We start from the raw sequence: 16,930 nt of genomic DNA on the forward strand, positions 1-16,930 counted from the left end.
TCAAACGTTGAATTTTTAATAAAACTCAAGGAAGACCTACATATTCCTCCTATACTGTCCGCCCACTTCATATAGTGCATGGGATATTTGCCCTAAGGAGCAAACCTTGCCTGCTTCCATCAATTCGTTGAAGAGATTTTTATTTTGTAGCGAGGCGAGTTTGAGATTATCGAGTGCTGCTTTTTGCTCAGCTGAATATTTAGAATGTAGAGATTGAAGAGTGGCTATTTGTTGCTGCTTTTCATTTTCAGTAGCACGGATAACTTCTCCCGGTATCACCGTGGGTGAGCCTTTGCTATTGAGAAAAGTATTGACGCCTATGATAGGATATTCTCCTGTATGCTTGAGCATTTCGTAGTGCATAGATTCTTCTTGAATCTTTCCTCGCTGATACATAGTCTCCATAGCGCCTAGCACTCCTCCTCTTTCTGTCAATTTATCAAACTCCATGAGGATGGCTTCTTCCACTAAATCGGTCAACTCTTCTATGATAAACGAACCTTGATTGGGGTTTTGATTTTTAGCCAAACCTAATTCGTGATTGATAATCATCTGAATAGCCATGGCACGACGCACAGACTCTTCGGTAGGTGTGGTTATCGCTTCATCGTAGGCATTGGTGTGTAAAGAATTACAATTGTCATAAATAGCATATAGCGCTTGCAAGGTAGTGCGAATATCATTAAAATCAATTTCCTGAGCGTGTAAGGAACGACCTGATGTTTGAATATGATATTTGAGCATTTGGCTGCGCTCATTTCCTCCATAGAGATTCTTTACAGCTTTGGCCCATATACGACGCGCTACACGACCTATCACAGAGTACTCCGGATCTACACCATTCGAAAAGAAAAAGGAAAAGTTCGGAGCAAAATCATCGATTTTCATACCTCGTGATACGTAGTATTCTAGAAATGTAAAACCATTGGAAAGCGTAAAGGCAAGCTGTGAAATAGGATTAGCTCCAGCTTCAGCAATATGATAGCCCGAGATGGAGACGGAATAAAAATTGCGAATCTTATTTTGAATAAAATATTCTTGTACATCTCCCATCAATTTCAGAGCGAAATCAGTAGAGAAAATACAAGTATTCTGTGCTTGATCTTCTTTGAGAATATCTGCCTGCACCGTACCTCTTACCTTGGCTATGGTTTCTGCTTTTATTTTTTCATAAACTTCTTTAGGCAATACTTGGTCACCTGTTACTCCGAGTAGCATAAGGCCTAGTCCATTGTTACCCTCTGGCAATTCAGCAGATTCATAAGGAGTATAAGCTGGTTGCTTTTTCCCTTTGTATATTTCTGCTATCTTCTCTTTTACCTCAGCCTCCAATCCATTCTCCTTGATATGTTTTTCGCACTGCTGGTCTATGGCTGTATTCATAAAAAAGGATACCAACATAGGTGCTGGTCCATTGATGGTCATAGAAACCGAACAGTTGGGTTCGCATAAGTCAAAACCACTGTAAAGTTTTTTCATATCATCAAGGCAGCATATACTCACGCCTGCGTTGCCTATTTTGCCATAAATATCAGGACGGTGGTCAGGATCTTCACCATAGAGTGTCACACTATCAAATGCAGTAGATAATCTCTTCGCTGGTAATCCTAGAGACACATAATGAAATCGCTTATTGGTTCGCTCAGGGCTACCTTCTCCTGCAAACATCCGCGTAGGGTCTTCATTCTCACGCTTAAATGGATAGACTCCGGCTGTGTATGGAAATTCTCCTGGAACATTTTCTTGCAAATTCCATTTCAAAATATCTCCCCATGCAGTGTATTTCGGCATAGACACCTTAGGGATACTGAGGTGAGATAAAGACTTGGTATGAGTAGCTATTTTTAATTCTTTGTCACGAACTTTGAATACATAAAATTCATCCTTGTATCGTTGAACTTTTGATTGCCACCCTTCAATAATCTTGCGATTCTCGACAGTTAACTTTTCATCTAAGGATTTATATAATCTATCTAGTGCTGCCACCAAAGTTTCATCCTCTGCTTTCTTAGCCTCTTCTTTAGCTAGAAATAGGGCATATAGTCGTTGTGCTATATCCGATTGATCGCTGACATCTTTATTAAACTTTCGGATGGACTCTGATATTTCAGATAAATAGCGATTTCTATGAGGAGGAATGATATAAATCTTTTCACTCGTGCCAGTGGCTGTAAGTTTCTTTACTAGAAATAATGCTTGTGTGGACATAATGATTAAATTATAAATCTAAATATTGTGCGAATTTTTCGTGATTGTTGAAGATATAGGTATCGTGGATTTCAGAGTTTAACTTATTAAAAAACACATACCAAGTTGTTCGAGGATTAGTGTTAAAGCTTAAATAACTTGAACCTAATTCTTTTAATTTTTTAGGGGAGTTTTTTTCAGTCCTTAATCTAATGCCTTCTTCGATTTTAAGTAATAAATCATCTACATATTCATATGCACTTGACTTAAACCCAAAATACTCATTTAAAAATAATGAATCTATCAAATTTGATAAATATAACTCTACCTGACTAGTATAAGTTAGCTTTTCCAAGGCAAATTATCTATATGTTTGTAAAGTCTTTCTTTAAGTTCTTCTCCCGTGATTACACTACTTGGGTCACGTTTCACTTTGATAGATTGAATTTCCAATAACGCTAATACTCTATTCAAGAATTCTTCGTCCTGATTGTCGTTGATTATTTGAATAATTTCTTTTTTCATTTCTTCCAATAATACTTCCATATATGGTAGTGTTTAGACCCACAAATCTACAAAATAATTCCGAAAATTCAAAGAAAAGTTAGACCTAAAATGTTATAACGTCTAAATCTGAAAATAAAAACTTTTCGTAAAAATGAGTATGGCTTTTTCTATCTGGAATCAGATTAAAAGCTATTGTGAAAGGTAATCTTTTGAATTTGGACCTAGACAAAAAAGCAAATCTAAAATAGATAAATCAGGTTGAAATGCGTACTTATATCGAAAGACTTGAGGGTATACTGACAACTGTGTTTCAAACTCATTTGGGGTAAATTTTATAGTTGAAATAAATTCAGATTCCATAACTATGTTTTGTAATTTCAATATCCGAATAATTTCTAAAAATATCTTCTTATTTAAATCCAATAGCTTTATTGGTTTGGAATTAAGTATACTCTCAAAATAAGGCATATAAAATTCATAAAATGGACTTTTTGAATAGGCAGATTGAAGTGTCATTTTATGCTTAGATATCCAATTCTCTCCATAAGAAATTTCGATTTCATCAAATGGCACTTTACTTCCTCTTCCTCCTATTAGCGGAACAGACATGGTTTGCAATCCATTAGCCATTAGTATTATCGTACGATTTGCATAAGACTTTTTGGGTATAACTTGTTTAGTTGAAAGAACTATTTCATTCTCGGAAAGAATGGTCTTCCAGTATGCAATATTACCAAAATAGTAGAGTGGGAAAACTTCTGACAATGAACGAAAGCTTATAGTCCATTGATTTGATAAACCATTCTCATCTGAGCGCCACGAATTGATTCGAACGACTTTAGCATATCGTAATACTTAGCATATGAGCCAAGCTTTGACTTCAAATATTTTTCTTCAATAGAAGACCTAGTATCCTCTCCTGAAAACTCTTCCATAAGCATTGCAAATTCACTTTTACGTTTATTATAAAAGTAATAGTCTGTCTCGTCAATATTGTTCGATTTTGCTATATACGAAATAGCTTCTTTTAATCCTCCTATTTCATCTACAAGCTTGAGCTCTTTAGCGCGTATGCCGCTCCAAACTCTTCCTTGGGCTATGGTTTCTACACTATCTACATTCATTTTTCTCCCCTTCGCTACCACTGACTTAAAGCTAATATAAATTTTATCAATAGCTTGTTGAATTTTAGTTGCTTCTAAAGGATCAAAATTTTTGTGAATGCCCATAGCTGCATGCTCGTGCAATTCAACTTCATCGAAAGTTACGCCTAACTTATTTTCCATCATTTGACCAATATTTGGAATAATACCAAAGACTCCTATTGAACCAGTAATGGTATTCTTCTCAGCAAATATTTTTTCAGCGCCACTAGCTATATAATAGCCCCCACTTGCAGCCACGTTCCCCATAGAAACTACCAAGGGCTTCTTCTTTCTTAACAATTCAAGCTCTCTTAAAATTACATCGGATGCAAGAGCGCTTCCACCAGGTGAGTTGACTCGTAAAACTACCGCTTTAATGTCTTCATTTTCTGTCATTGCTCGGATATCTTTGACCATATTCTCAGAACCTATGCTACCTTCTTCTGCTTTGCCGTCTATAATATCACCTTCAGCGACGTATACTGCTATGCCTTTACTTCCTATGGATGGAAATTTATCTTCTAAGAAGCTCGACATAGTCATTTTTTTCAATTCTGCTTTATCTCCGAGTTTTAATAACTTTTTCAATTCTCCTTCTGCTTCATCGAGATAAGTTATTTTATCTATCAAGCCAGCGTTCATGGCATCCTCAGGCATCGACGTGCGCATTTCATTTATTGCCAGATTTAATACATCCACACTTAATTTTCTATCAGAGGCTATATTCGCGAGCACTGTATTGGAAATATCGGACAATAATTCTTTCATTTGCATCTTATTCTCTTCACTCATTTTCTCTAGACGAAAAGGCTCTGTTGCGCTCTTAAATTTTCCAGCATAAAAAATTTGTGGCTTTATTTCTAACTTTTCTAAAGTCTTTTTGAAAAATGTCAACTGCGCTGCAAAACCTCGTACATCAAGGGCTCCTTGAGGATTGACCATAACTTTGTCTGCTATGCTGCCTAAATAGTACATTTTTTGCGAAATGGTTTCGCCATATGCCACAACAGGTTTTTTGCTTGACTTAAATTCTGAAATAGCTTGTCGTAATAAATCGATTTGAGCATAGGACAACTCTTCGTTATAATTCATCTGAAGCCATAATGCTTTGATGGTTTTATCCTCTTTTGCCTTTTTTATTCCATCGATTATATCGTATATACTAATAGCACTTTGATTTCCCTGACTCATACCGAATTCAAAGCTTTTATCCTGCGATAAATCAGACAATCCACTTCGAATATTCAATGTAAGAATGTGGTCACCTTTTACTTTCTCCTTGCCATTTTTAGCACTCATAGCTATGCCAGCAATTAGTCCAATCATCAAGAAGAAAAATATTCCAAAAAATATTATATTCCCAAAAATCACTGCCAACATCGTCTTTAAAAAATTTCTCATACTATATGGTTTTTTTTATTGAATTTTGCTGTAAAGATAAGAAAAATGGCAGTCATACACCTTTTATTAGGCAGCAACATAGGCAATAGAATGAAGCAGCTAGAGAAAGCTCGTGAGCAGGTCGAATCAAAGATTGGCAAAATATTAAAAAAATCTAAAATATATGAAACGCAGCCTTGGGGAGAGAATGAGCAAGATGAATTTTTAAATCAAGCATTAGAAGTAGAGACCAAATTAAAACCAAAAAAGGTTTTAGAAAAAATAGCGGAAATTGAGAAATTGATGGAGCGCGAGGAAACCTATAAATGGGGACCACGAGAAATAGATATAGATATACTGATGTATGAGGATGAAATGATTTGTGAAATGGATTTGACAATTCCACATCCTTTTCTACATGAACGAAGATTTACGTTAATCCCTCTGTCTGAAATAGCCCCTGAGCTCTATCATCCCATCATGGGAGCTACGATACTAGACTTGTTATTAGATTGTGAAGACACACTTGAGGTCAACGAATATAAAGGAAAATAACAAAGTCAGTAATCCAAAGCATATAGCTTCTTTATACTCATTTTTGTACATACATCAAATTGAAATATCAGTATATAGCTATAGAAGGTGTCATAGGTGCTGGTAAAACTACTATTGCAAAGTACCTTGCAGAACACTTTGAGACAAAATTACTCCTAGAAGAGTTTGAAGACAACCCATTTCTAGCCAAGTTTTATGTAGAAAAAGAAAAATACAGTTTCCCGTTAGAACTTGCTTTTTTAGCTTCTCGTTACCATCAGGTAAAAAATGAAATTGAAAAAAGAGACTTGTTTCAAGATAATATTGTGAGTGATTTTGTGTTATATAAATCACTTGTCTTTGCATCCATAAATTTAAAAGGAGATGAACTTGACCTCTATAAAAAACTCTTTCAGATTATGTTTCAGCAAATTCCCATTCCAGATTTAACTATTTATATATATCACACGATAGATTCTTTGAGAAAAAACATTATTCAACGAGGACGTGATTATGAAATGAATATTGAAGATAACTATTTAGAGCAGCTTAATGCAAACTATTTATCTTATTTCAAACAATTGAGTCAGCATCGCATTGTTATTATAAATGGGAATGAATATGATATTATTGAAAAACCGGAAAATTCAGCTAAATTATTACAACTGGTCAATACTGAGTTTCCTCTAGGGATTACGTATTTATAATTTTCGACTCTATAACTAGTTAATTTAAGTTTGCTGTTAATTGGAACACAGAGTTTCACAAAGATGGGCACAAAGTTTCACTAAGTCAATTTTATTCTTCCTCGGAACTACCAATCGAATCTTGAATAGACTGAAGAACAGAAAGTATCCTAACTTCTCCTATGCCACTGACTAATTCCCAATTTTTATTATAGTAATTGAGTTTCTTTTTAAACTGATTTAGAAGCGAATCCCTATCATGTTCATTATTCCTAAGTCCGTCTGAAACCCAAGGAATATCAATATCGAATAGAAAATATTTATCATAAGTGGACTGGTGAATAAAGGTCGAAATCCAGTTCGGCACTTCGTAACCGAGGAATTCAAGCCAGATTTCAATCGTAATTAATTCTGTATCACAAATGATGACTTTATAAGGATTTAAATCGCAGATTTCTATTTCTTTTGTGAATTGTTGTTTGGCTATTTCTAAAATATCCTCATAACTATAATTCAATCCTTTTTCAGCTAAAAATTCTCTCGAAACTTCAGGTACTAACCCCCCCTGAAGCCTTCTTGCTACTTCTTCTGCTGTTGAAGTCTTTCCTGTAGATTCAGGACCTAGAAAAGCAAATTTCATTGTGATAGTTTTGAGTTGGAAGATAAAAGTTACTAGTTATATCCTTGACTATATCAGGTCTGAAATCAAACTAGACTATTTTTCTTCCTACGGCATTTGCTACTTTATCTAGTGAATTTTTCAAAGTGGAGAATTCCTCAAAATTAAGTTGCTGAGAAGCATCACTCTTAGCATCTTTAGGATTTGGGTGTGTTTCGATAAGCAGCCCATCGACACCCATAGCCACACAAGCTCTAGTCAAATCAGGCACACCATAGGCATAGCCCATGGCATGACTAGGGTCTAATATAACCGGAAGATTGGTATGCTCTTTTAAATAAGCTACACCACAAAGATCCAAGGTAAATCTCGTCTTGGTTTCATAGGTTCTTATGCCTCGCTCACACAAGGCTACATTATTATTCCCACCGCTAAGAATAAATTCAGCACTCTGCACAAATTCCTGTAAAGTAGACCCAAAGCCTCTCTTTAAAACAATAGGTTTTTGAATTTTACTACAAGCGCGCAAAATCCCATGATCATACATAGCTTTAGCGCCTATTTGTATAATATCAGTAAACTCGATCACATCCTCGACATGGGTCGCATCTTTGACCTCTGTAATTATCTTCAATCCATACTTGTCACGCATTTTTGCCAGCAGAATCAAACCCTTATGACCTAATCCTTGAAAGGTATAAGGTGAAGTGCGTGGCTTATAGCACCCAGCTCTCAACACCTTGACGCCTTGTGAAACACAAAACTGTGCTACGGCATCGATCTGCTCTTCTGACTCTACGCTGCATGGACCAGTGATCATCAGCGTATGATTCGAAGCACCGCCTATAACTAAATCATTACTAAATGCTATTTCTCTAGTACGATAGATATATTTTCTACTAGCTAGCTGGATATCAGAGTCCATAGGATAGCTTGCTATGATATCATCTTTATGGCTTTCATCTGCCTCTTTGACAGCAGAAGGCGTTATCAAGACATAATGGTCCTTTTCTTCTAAAGAATAGGCTCTGTAAAAATCTTGTAAGGCGGCAATATTTGCTTTTTTCTGTACGTGAAGTATCATGGAATTTAATTAATAATGAGCAATTAATAATTAATAGTGATTTTAATTATGATCGATTTTAGTCCTAGCAAATGTATTTTTAATTTCGCTAAGAGAAGCTAATTTCAGTTTATTTTTAGGTATTTAAAGGTCATTAACAATTAGTTAATCTTCTCTTAAAAGTTTGTGAAACGAAACGGCTCCCTTTAACAGTCGGTTCGAGTCTACTACAGGCAGAACTAAGATTGGGAAGTTAATTTTTTGTATATATTCTAACATATCTGAAGTGGAATCCGATTCTAGAATGCACTTTGGATTTCGATTCACAAATTCCTGAATAGTCATATCGTAACTAAACTTACCTTCGATTAGAACTCTGCGAATATCCGCATTCGAAATTACCCCTTCTAAGGCTCCATTCTCGTTGACATAAAATGCTATTCCTAGCTTATGTTTTTGAATAATTGTCAATAAGTCTACGACCCTTGTTTTTTCAGTGACTATTGGTAAATTCTCTAAGGCAATACAAAAATCTACAACATGATATTCTGATCGCACATGATTACTTCTAATCTTCAAAATAGCTTGAGCCATATTTTCGTGATTGAGTAGATAAGAGCCTACCACAGCACTTTGCACCCCTATGAGTCGCAATATATAAGAAATTTCGTGGTTAACACCGCCATCTACACACCATTGGATATTAGGAAATTTATGTACGAGATGAGAAATAATCGCAAAATGATTTTTGTCAAAACGACCTCCACTTACCCCTGGAGTTGTCATCATCAATAATACAAAATCTACCTGATTTTCATACTGTGCTATCGTTTCTTCTAATTTAGGATGACCCACCATAATAGCCAATCCCAGTTCTTTATTTTCCAGCTTAGGAAAATCAAATTGACCTTCGATCTCCTCTATCTGAAAAGCGACTCTACGAATATTATCTCGCCCTAATTCGGGGGAAAAATCTGCTGGATTTTTTGTTATAATATGCAAGTCAACGGGAGTCTCTGAAACTTTTTTTAAGCTGTCAATATCTGCAAATACTGAGAAATCCTCTCGACTATCGATATGCCAATAATCCACCATATACGGCTCCAACTCCTTAGCAGCATCTATCAAACTTGATTGTTTGCTCGAATATAAACTGGCGGATAATTTCAATACTTAGGTTTTAGAATTTAAAAACACATACCAAATGTACATATTTTTTTTTGCTTCTTGACTTCCAAGAAAGCCAAAAACAAATGAATGGGTTCTTGGGATAAAAAAAGCTACCCACAAAGGAGTAGCTTTATAAAAACAAAATTAGAATTCTTATTTTCCTGCTGCAGCTGCGGCGGTCTGTGCGCTTCTCAATGCTCTAGGGATAGAGATAGAGATGATAGGAATAGCCGGTGCATTTAATATTTCCCAACCATTCGTCACAATATCTCTTACTCTCAGAGACTTTCCAAGCTCCAATGGAGTGACATCCACCTCTACGAATGTAGGTATCTTATCGGCATCAGCCTTGATCTTAATTTTTCTCAATTTAATTTCCAATTTACCACCTGCTTGCTGGCCTTTAGAGAAGCCTTTAGCTATGATAGGAATTTCTGTCTTCACTTTCTTTCCGGCAGATAGCTCCTGAAAGTCGATATGAATCATGCTATCAGTAACTGGATGAAACTGAATTTCTTTGACGATAGCTTTTTTTACCTGTCCAGCTATATTGATTTCAAATATCTTAAATTTATCTGTATAAATTCCTTTCTTCAAAGGATTATATTCTACAGTAAAAGAGATATTCTCACCACCGCCGTATAGATTACATGGTACTAGGTCGCCATTACGCACTGCTTTGGTGGCTTTTTTCCCGATTTGCTCTCTTTTTTGAGCCTCTAATTTTACGATTTCCATTTATGATGATTTTAATGTGTTTTTAATAAATAATGAATGAATTGATTTGTACTGAAAGGTACTTTCTATCGCGCTGGCAAATAAATCCGCCACCGTGATTACTTTTACTTTTTTACTTTCTTTTTTGAGTGGAATAGTATCCGAAACGGCTAATTCTACTAAGGACGAATTTTCTACATTCTCATAAGCCTTACCACTTAAGACCGGGTGGGTACACATAGCTCTCACACTCTTAGCTCCTTTTTCCATGATAAGGTCTGCAGCCTTGCACAAGGTATTTCCCGTATCAATAATGTCATCTACCAGAATGACATTTTTTCCGCTGACATCACCTATAAGAGTCATTTCTGCTACTTCATTGTGCTTCTTTCTATACTTATCGCAGATGACCATTTCACAGTTAAACTGCTGTGCATAGAATCTAGCCCGTTTGGTACTTCCTACGTCTGGCGCTGCTATACAGAGATCATCTAGATTCAGACTAGATATATAAGGTATAAAAATTGAAGACCCAAAAAGGTGATCCAAAGGAATATCAAAAAAGCCTTGAATCTGATCTGCATGCACATCCATGGTCATGACTCTACTGGCTCCTGCTACCGTCAAGAGGTCTGCCACAAGCTTGGATGCAATACTCACACGTGGTCTGTCTTTTCTATCCTGTCTAGCATAGCCATAATAAGGCATTACGACTGTGATATATCTTGCCGAAGCTCTTTTACAGGCATCTACAAGCATCAGAAGCTCCATAAGGTTATCTGATGGCTGAAAAGTAGATTGAATGATAAAAACGTGATGTCCTCTGATAGAATCATTGATCACTGGCTGGAACTCTCCATCACTAAACTGATTGACTATGACATCACATAAAGGGATGTTCATAATCTTGGATATAGACTCCGATAGGGTTTTAGATCCTCGACCACTAATCAATTTGACTTCCGTTTCCTGCATTTCAGAGAACTAGTTTATGAAAAATTATTCCGCAGGAGTCTCTGCTGTTTCCTCAGCAGCAGCCTCTGCTTCAGGAGTTTCAGCTACCTCTGCTTCTGCTGTTTCAGCTGGAGTTTCTTCGGCTGGCTTAGCTGCCTCTTCTAGTTTCTTAGCGTATTCTTCTTTTTTCTTAGTCTCCTCTGCCAAAGCTGCTGCTTTTTTAGCTGCCTTTGACTTAGCTACTTGTTCTATGTGAGCCTCTACAGACTTTTCCTTACCTGCTAGCCATTCTTGCAATTTGGTTTCCATTTCTTGCTCTGTAAGAGCACCTTTTCGAACACCTCTTGCTAGGTGCTTTTTGTAAAGAACGCCTTTGTAGGAAAGTATTCTCGCACAGGTGTCCGAAGGCTCAGCGCCTTTCATGACCCAGTCGAATGCTTTGTCAAAGTCGATGTCTATGGTGGCAGGAACGGTCAATGGATTGTAGTTACCGATACGATCGATAAATTTACCATCTCTCTTCGCTCTGCTGTCTGCTACTACGATGTAGTAATACGGTCTTTTACTTCTACCGTGTCTTTGTAATCTGATTTTTGTTGCCATTTAACTTGAAAATTAATTAAAAGTTAGTGAATAAATTTTTTAAGGAGTGCAAAGGTAGATAGAAAAATTTAAAAAGTATTGGAAATAAGACAAGTATTTAAGATTTGGGGATAAATGTAAGCTGGGAATTTTAAAATTAAAAACTCAAGTCTCTGCTCTATTCATTGAATTTCTTACATTTATCCCAAATTCCGCATTAGAAAATGCTGAATCGATTGAATCATAAAGTTCGACACGTTGTGGCTTCTAATGATTAATCTGGGATTAATTATAATGCAATGACATCTACAAGTAGTTTTTGATCGAAAATATCATAAATGATTCTATAATCCCCTACTCTAACCCTATATCCAGGACGACTTTTTAACTTCTTATAACCTGATGGTCGAGGATTGTCTCCTAAGTCTGATATTTAATCTAGTATTGGCTGTACAATTTTGTCCGAAAGTTTATCTAATTGTTTTTCTGCTTTTCTAGATAAAACAATGGTATATCTCATTTTTTTACCTTTCTTTTTTTCAAGTAATCAGAAAACATTACACGATCTCCATTATCCTCTTTTTTAGCTTCATCATACAACTTAACATCTTCTAAACTTTCTAGTTCTTCTATCAATTTATCGAACTCATCTTGAGGGAGAAGCACAAATTCCTTTTTCTTAGAATGATTGATGGTAATACGCTGTGGATTTAAGGTAATCACTTCAAAACTGTTTTATATAATGTAAAGACAAAAAATAGTTTAGAATAGTTCCTATTCATACGAAGGGTATCTGAGATGATGAACACTCCCCTACCTCACCAGATGAAACGTCCCTGTATACGTTCTTCTATCCTGATTGAGGAGAATGACTTCGGCGAAGTAACTATATGAACCCAGTGGAACTGGGTCACCTTTATAACGTCCGTCCCATTTCTGATGGAGGTTGTCAGAGGCATATACTTTCTCGCCCCATCGGTTATAGATGGCTATGTTGTAGGATAAAATATTTTCTACATTGGGGAAGTATTCATCATTCGTACCATCTCCGTTCGGGCTGAAAGCGGTAGGAAAACCCACTGCCCAGCTATCGTAGATATTGACTTGGACATCTTTATAGGCTCGGCAGCCCTGTGCATCGGTAAATTCTAATCGGACGACCGCACTGCTATCTAATCGAAACCGCACAGTCCGACAACTATCGCACTGGAACATATAGGACGGAGTCCAGCGATATTTGCCGCCCATATCACTTGGTTTTATCTGTGGGTTGAGAAAGAGAAGTTCTCCTTTATAGTTACTTATCTCGTCTTGTAGAATGATTTCGGTATCATTATGGTATTTTAGCTTAGCGGAGTCTCGTCCTTTGCAGTTGGCGGTATCGGTATAGCTCAGTTTATACTCTCCTTCACTCTTGACAAGAATAGACGGACTTACTTCTCCCGTGCTCCAGAGATAGTCTCTATGCCCTAGCCCTGCATCGAGAATAGCCTCCGAACCTCGGCAGATAGCAGTATCCCTGAGTTTTTTTATGATTTTCGGAGTTCTGAGGGTCAGGACGAGGGTGCGGATACTATCACAGTTCTTGGCATTGCGGAAGGTATCGAGATAGGTGCCTGCTTGGCTTCTGCCCTCATAGCTCTCGCCACGGCAGATTTCTTGGTTGAGGGTGAAATAGCTTTTTTTATTAACTGTGAGGTTTAGGGTGCGGGTGCTATCACAGCCATTGGCTGCGATGAGGATATCGCTATGCGTACCCGTAGTGCTATGTCCCCAGTAGCTCTGTCCTTCGCAGATAGTTTGAGTATGGGTGCTGCTACTCGGCTCTCGGATACTGAGGCGGAGGGTGCGGTAGGTGATACAGCCTTGGCTGCTCGTGAGGGTATCGTAGTATGTCCCTGCGGTGGTATAGCCATAGAGGCTTTTTCCACGGCAGATACTGGTATCGATCGTGAGATATTTAGGAATAACGGTTAGGTTTAGCCGGGCTATACTATCGCAGCCACTAGAGGCGGTAAGGGTATCGGCATAGCTGCCTGTGGTGGTTCTACCACGGACGACCTGCCCTTCGCAGATAGTGGTGTCAATTTTGTTTAATATTTCTTGGTGTACAACAATAGGCACAGTAAGAGAGTCTAGCTGACTTTCACAGCGTTGACCATAGGCGATTATCTTATAACTTTTAGTGGTAGTGGGCTTGAGGGTGATTTCAACACCACCAGCTACGGTGCGAATTGATGCCTCGCTTGCAGAAGGCATTACCATTAGGCTATCATAGCCTGCACCCACCTTGACCACCGCGCTATCGCCTAGACAAAGGCTATATTTAATATTACGGTCAATAAACTTGTCAAAAAGTTTAATGTTGATGCAATTAGTATCAGGATCGTAGCGCCAAAGGTCGTTCGTCCCCCAAAGAGTAGATTTATCGTCTGTGTAATAATATCCGCCAAAAATATATAATCTATTTAGCTTATCAGTCCACATTGCAGGACTTCTTCGAGGCGGGGGTTTATTATTTTTGCTAGTAACTCCTTTTTGTCCATAAGTGAATGCAGAACTTGAATCTGTTTTACCTCCGTATAGCCAAATCCAATTGTTTTTATACGGATTATAAGCCCACAAATCAGAGTATATTATATCCTTACCGCTTGTATATCTCATGCCACCATAAAACCAAAACAAACTATTACAATTATTATTCATCACACTAGAATGATAAATTCTAGGAGCCGGATAAAAAATAGGTGAATCGACGCAATGCTTATTAGAATAACTTCCTTCAGACATAGCAATAGTATCTCCAAGAATCCATGTCCATTTTTTAGAAGCTACATTAAATTCCCATAAATCATTTTGATAAAAGTCATGACCATAGCCATGCAAATAGCACCTGCTACCTTTTACCCAATGAGATACTAGTGAGAATTTGATAGGTGGCCAATTTGCAGAACTTGATATGCCTTTTGTACCATAACTATGGTAATGATTTGTATTAATTCCTCCACCATGCCATGTCCATAAGCCCGTCTTCATATTATATTCCCATAACTCATTACCAACTGACCCGCCAAAAATAAATACTTGATTTCCTATTTTCCATGTAGTTGCTTGGTGCATAAATTTTGGCCAATTTGCAGATCTCGCTATGCCTTTTGTACCATAATTAAAATAATCTAATCGGTAGTCTAAAACCTGAAATTTCTTTGTGTTAATATCAAATTTTATAATCATACTAGGATTACTTGAAACATATTTATCGAATTCATAGAAAAAATACAAATTACCTATACTATCCGTCCATGATGGATATTCATGTATGTTAAAAAGAAACCATTGGTGCATATAAATAAGAAAGTCGTTTGGTATATTGCCTTCTATTTCTAGCTTATCATACCCCGCTTCCCATGTCCAGCGATTCGTTACCCAATCATAAGACCATATTTCAGAGGAATCTCTTCCTCCATACTTGTAATTTTCGATAATGACCCAAAACTTATCACTAGAGTCTCTCCAGCTGACATTAATTCGATGGTTACTTGGTGGTAGATTATTATAGGAAGCTAGCCCTTTCGTACCTCTATTTACTCTATTGCTATTCGAATTAGTCACTGAATCCCCATGCAGCCAAGTCCATGTGCCCTGGGCATCCGCTGTGTGCAGTTGTAGAGAAATAGCAATAAGGCAGAGCATTTTATACATAGTAGTACAAAGATAAGGCTTATTTACGAGACTTCCCTAAAGTTTTAAAACTTTCCATAATGTAGAATCGATTGAATCATATAGTTCGACACGTAGTGGCTTCTAATGATTAAATTGGTATTATAAATACACTTAAAGCTTAAAAGCTATGCATTTAGAACTATCTATAACTGCTTTCAGACTATGGACATTTTTGTTATAAAAATAAAATTTCGCTCCTGATAATGAATCTAGGAAATAGAAATTATAACTAGCGGAATCCATATTGTACTGGGGGTCAAATTTTTTCAATACATCTTCATTCCAAGATTTTATGGAATTAATAGTTCGTCCATATATTTTAGCATCTGTATAATAGATGATTTGCTCTTTTGCGTATCTATTTCTTATAGATTTTGAAAAATCATATAAATAATCATGAACCACTGGTATGAGCTCTATACTATCTGCTCCATTGAGAATCCCTAACAAGGTATTTCTAGAACAAACAGTTCCCCTACATCGGTTGTCATGCAAAAAAACGATAAACGTTTTCTTTTTTGATATTTGCGCTCTAAGCCCTAAATTATAAGGGTTAAATTTAATTAAACGAAAACTATCATTCAGTTCCCAATAATCATAAGACTGATAGCCGAGCTGTGAGCGCTTGGATGGAATTATTAAATGGCAAGAAATTGCACTAAAAATGAAAACTAATAAACAGCTGAAGCGCCAATTCAATTTCCGAATTTAACTTTAAACGATCCCCTTTAACACGGTATATTTTAGTACAAATTGAAGGACTAATAGTCCAAATGCAGCAAGCAGCCAAGGTAGATACAGTTCTGTTTTCTTGTGCATGGCATTTTTCTCTATTTCTATAGTCTCTAAACGATTGATCTGATCGTAAATTTCTTTCAAGCGAGCGGTAGAGCCAGCGCGGAAATAGATACCTCCCGTACTCTTAGATATTGTACTCATAAGGCCCTCATCTATCCCCAATATATTTCCTTTAGGTGTTCCCACACCTATAGTATAAACCTTTACATTAAAGTTTTTAGCTATATCTACAGCAGTTAGAGGGTCTATTTTCCCAGCGGTATTGACACCGTCTGTAAGCAATATGCAGACTCTACTTTTGGCATTGCTATTTTTTAAAACCCTAACTGAGGTGGCCAATCCCATTCCAATAGCTGTGCCGTCCTCCAAGAGTCCATCCTGAATAGCTTCGATTTGCTTTTGAACAATATTGTGATCTATTGTAGGCGGACACTGTGTAAAACTCTCCCCTGCGAAAACGACTACCCCTATCCTATCGTTTGGTCTTTTGGAAACGAATTCTGAAGCTACAGCTTTAGCCGCTTCTAGTCTATTGGGGCTAAAATCTTTTTCCAGCATACTGGTAGAGACATCAATGGCCATCACTATATCAATACCCTTAGTAAATGATTTTTCTTTTGTAAAACTACCCTGCGGTCTTGCTATAGCGACCACTATCAATACAGCAGCTATTACCTTCATATATGGCAATGATTTCACTAAAATCACTTTCCAAGAATTTAATTTATAGTCAAAGAAAGATGACACATAAATCTTCATACGATTCTGGCCTTGCATCATACAATGATAAATGAGCATAGTTATTGGTATGATTAATAGAAACCATGCCCACGGATTACCATAGCTTACATTTAATAATATCATG

General features: G+C 36.9%; 18 protein-coding genes. 2 read left to right on the forward strand and 16 right to left on the reverse strand.

Annotation, left to right across the window (positions count from 1 at the left end; translation table 11 throughout):
• Positions 1-36: 36 nt before the first annotated feature.
• The 5 genes from JNL75_09790 to sppA all read right to left on the reverse strand — a co-directional run bounded on the left by JNL75_09790 (position 37) and on the right by sppA (position 5,240).
• A complete protein-coding gene (locus JNL75_09790) occupies positions 37-2,208 on the reverse strand; it encodes a methylmalonyl-CoA mutase (GenBank protein ID MBL7790104.1) in 2,172 nt (723 codons plus the stop codon).
• Between the two features lie 10 nt (positions 2,209-2,218).
• A complete protein-coding gene (locus tag JNL75_09795) occupies positions 2,219-2,542 on the reverse strand; it encodes a hypothetical protein (GenBank protein ID MBL7790105.1) in 324 nt (107 codons plus the stop codon).
• Positions 2,530-2,733, reverse strand: coding sequence for a hypothetical protein (locus JNL75_09800; protein MBL7790106.1), 204 nt, complete (start codon positions 2,731-2,733; stop codon positions 2,530-2,532). Before JNL75_09800 ends, JNL75_09795 begins: the two co-directional genes overlap by 13 nt.
• Before the next feature lie 150 nt (positions 2,734-2,883).
• Complete coding sequence (locus JNL75_09805) at positions 2,884-3,459, reverse strand: WbqC family protein (protein MBL7790107.1); 576 nt, start codon at positions 3,457-3,459, stop codon at positions 2,884-2,886.
• 11 nt (positions 3,460-3,470) lie between these two features.
• Positions 3,471-5,240: a signal peptide peptidase SppA gene (sppA, locus tag JNL75_09810; protein MBL7790108.1), complete on the reverse strand. Its 1,770-nt coding sequence runs from the start codon at positions 5,238-5,240 to the stop codon at positions 3,471-3,473.
• Positions 5,241-5,285: 45 nt separating this feature from the next.
• On the opposite strand from sppA, the gene folK reads away from it, so the two are divergent.
• Positions 5,286-5,774 carry a 2-amino-4-hydroxy-6-hydroxymethyldihydropteridine diphosphokinase gene (gene folK / locus JNL75_09815; GenBank protein MBL7790109.1) on the forward strand — a complete coding sequence of 163 codons (489 nt, stop codon included), beginning with the start codon at positions 5,286-5,288 and terminating at the stop codon, positions 5,772-5,774.
• Positions 5,775-5,833: 59 nt separating this feature from the next.
• On the forward strand, positions 5,834-6,460 hold the full coding sequence (locus tag JNL75_09820) for a deoxynucleoside kinase (protein ID MBL7790110.1): 627 nt from the start codon (positions 5,834-5,836) through the stop codon (positions 6,458-6,460).
• 91 nt (positions 6,461-6,551) lie between these two features.
• Here the strand turns inward: JNL75_09820 and JNL75_09825 are convergent, their stop codons facing one another.
• From JNL75_09825 to JNL75_09875, 11 genes are all read right to left on the reverse strand, one after another.
• Positions 6,552-7,079, reverse strand: coding sequence for an ATP-binding protein (locus tag JNL75_09825; protein ID MBL7790111.1), 528 nt, complete (start codon positions 7,077-7,079; stop codon positions 6,552-6,554).
• A 70-nt stretch (positions 7,080-7,149) separates the two neighbouring features.
• A complete protein-coding gene (aroF, locus tag JNL75_09830) occupies positions 7,150-8,142 on the reverse strand; it encodes a 3-deoxy-7-phosphoheptulonate synthase (protein MBL7790112.1) in 993 nt (330 codons plus the stop codon).
• A gap of 144 nt (positions 8,143-8,286) precedes the next feature.
• Positions 8,287-9,291, reverse strand: coding sequence for a CBS domain-containing protein (locus tag JNL75_09835; GenBank protein MBL7790113.1), 1,005 nt, complete (start codon positions 9,289-9,291; stop codon positions 8,287-8,289).
• Positions 9,292-9,444: 153 nt separating this feature from the next.
• Entirely contained in the window at positions 9,445-10,029 is a 585-nt protein-coding gene (locus tag JNL75_09840) for a 50S ribosomal protein L25 (GenBank protein ID MBL7790114.1), read from the reverse strand.
• Positions 10,030-10,983, reverse strand: a complete 954-nt coding sequence (locus JNL75_09845) for a ribose-phosphate pyrophosphokinase (GenBank protein ID MBL7790115.1) — start codon at positions 10,981-10,983, stop codon at positions 10,030-10,032.
• 24 nt (positions 10,984-11,007) lie between these two features.
• A complete protein-coding gene (locus JNL75_09850; GenBank protein ID MBL7790116.1) occupies positions 11,008-11,565 on the reverse strand; it encodes a 30S ribosomal protein S16 in 558 nt (185 codons plus the stop codon).
• Between the two features lie 268 nt (positions 11,566-11,833).
• Positions 11,834-11,977: a type II toxin-antitoxin system RelE/ParE family toxin gene (locus JNL75_09855; protein ID MBL7790117.1), complete on the reverse strand. Its 144-nt coding sequence runs from the start codon at positions 11,975-11,977 to the stop codon at positions 11,834-11,836.
• Between the two features lie 83 nt (positions 11,978-12,060).
• Positions 12,061-12,267 carry a hypothetical protein gene (locus tag JNL75_09860; protein ID MBL7790118.1) on the reverse strand — a complete coding sequence of 69 codons (207 nt, stop codon included), beginning with the start codon at positions 12,265-12,267 and terminating at the stop codon, positions 12,061-12,063.
• A 90-nt stretch (positions 12,268-12,357) separates the two neighbouring features.
• Positions 12,358-15,246, reverse strand: a complete 2,889-nt coding sequence (locus JNL75_09865; protein ID MBL7790119.1) for a gliding motility-associated C-terminal domain-containing protein — start codon at positions 15,244-15,246, stop codon at positions 12,358-12,360.
• A 132-nt stretch (positions 15,247-15,378) separates the two neighbouring features.
• Positions 15,379-15,966, reverse strand: a complete 588-nt coding sequence (locus JNL75_09870; protein MBL7790120.1) for a hypothetical protein — start codon at positions 15,964-15,966, stop codon at positions 15,379-15,381.
• A 15-nt stretch (positions 15,967-15,981) separates the two neighbouring features.
• Complete coding sequence (locus JNL75_09875) at positions 15,982-16,929, reverse strand: VWA domain-containing protein (GenBank protein ID MBL7790121.1); 948 nt, start codon at positions 16,927-16,929, stop codon at positions 15,982-15,984.
• Between the last annotated feature and the right edge of the window lies 1 nt (position 16,930).

It is taken from the genome of Chitinophagales bacterium (assembly GCA_016787225.1).
Lineage (GTDB): Bacteria > Bacteroidota > Bacteroidia > Chitinophagales > JADJOU01 > CHPMRC01.

Coding starts and splice junctions, on each gene's coding strand:
- JNL75_09790 (MBL7790104.1), bottom strand. CDS start 2,208: ATGTCCACACAAGCATTATTTCTAGTAAAGAAACTTACAGCCACTGGC.
- JNL75_09800 (MBL7790106.1), bottom strand. CDS start 2,733: ATGGAAGTATTATTGGAAGAAATGAAAAAAGAAATTATTCAAATAATC.
- sppA (MBL7790108.1), bottom strand. CDS start 5,240: ATGAGAAATTTTTTAAAGACGATGTTGGCAGTGATTTTTGGGAATATA.
- folK (MBL7790109.1), top strand. CDS start 5,286: ATGGCAGTCATACACCTTTTATTAGGCAGCAACATAGGCAATAGAATG.
- JNL75_09825 (MBL7790111.1), bottom strand. CDS start 7,079: ATGAAATTTGCTTTTCTAGGTCCTGAATCTACAGGAAAGACTTCAACA.
- aroF (MBL7790112.1), bottom strand. CDS start 8,142: ATGATACTTCACGTACAGAAAAAAGCAAATATTGCCGCCTTACAAGAT.
- JNL75_09840 (MBL7790114.1), bottom strand. CDS start 10,029: ATGGAAATCGTAAAATTAGAGGCTCAAAAAAGAGAGCAAATCGGGAAA.
- JNL75_09845 (MBL7790115.1), bottom strand. CDS start 10,983: ATGCAGGAAACGGAAGTCAAATTGATTAGTGGTCGAGGATCTAAAACC.
- JNL75_09850 (MBL7790116.1), bottom strand. CDS start 11,565: ATGGCAACAAAAATCAGATTACAAAGACACGGTAGAAGTAAAAGACCG.
- JNL75_09865 (MBL7790119.1), bottom strand. CDS start 15,246: ATGTATAAAATGCTCTGCCTTATTGCTATTTCTCTACAACTGCACACA.
- JNL75_09875 (MBL7790121.1), bottom strand. CDS start 16,929: ATGATATTATTAAATGTAAGCTATGGTAATCCGTGGGCATGGTTTCTA.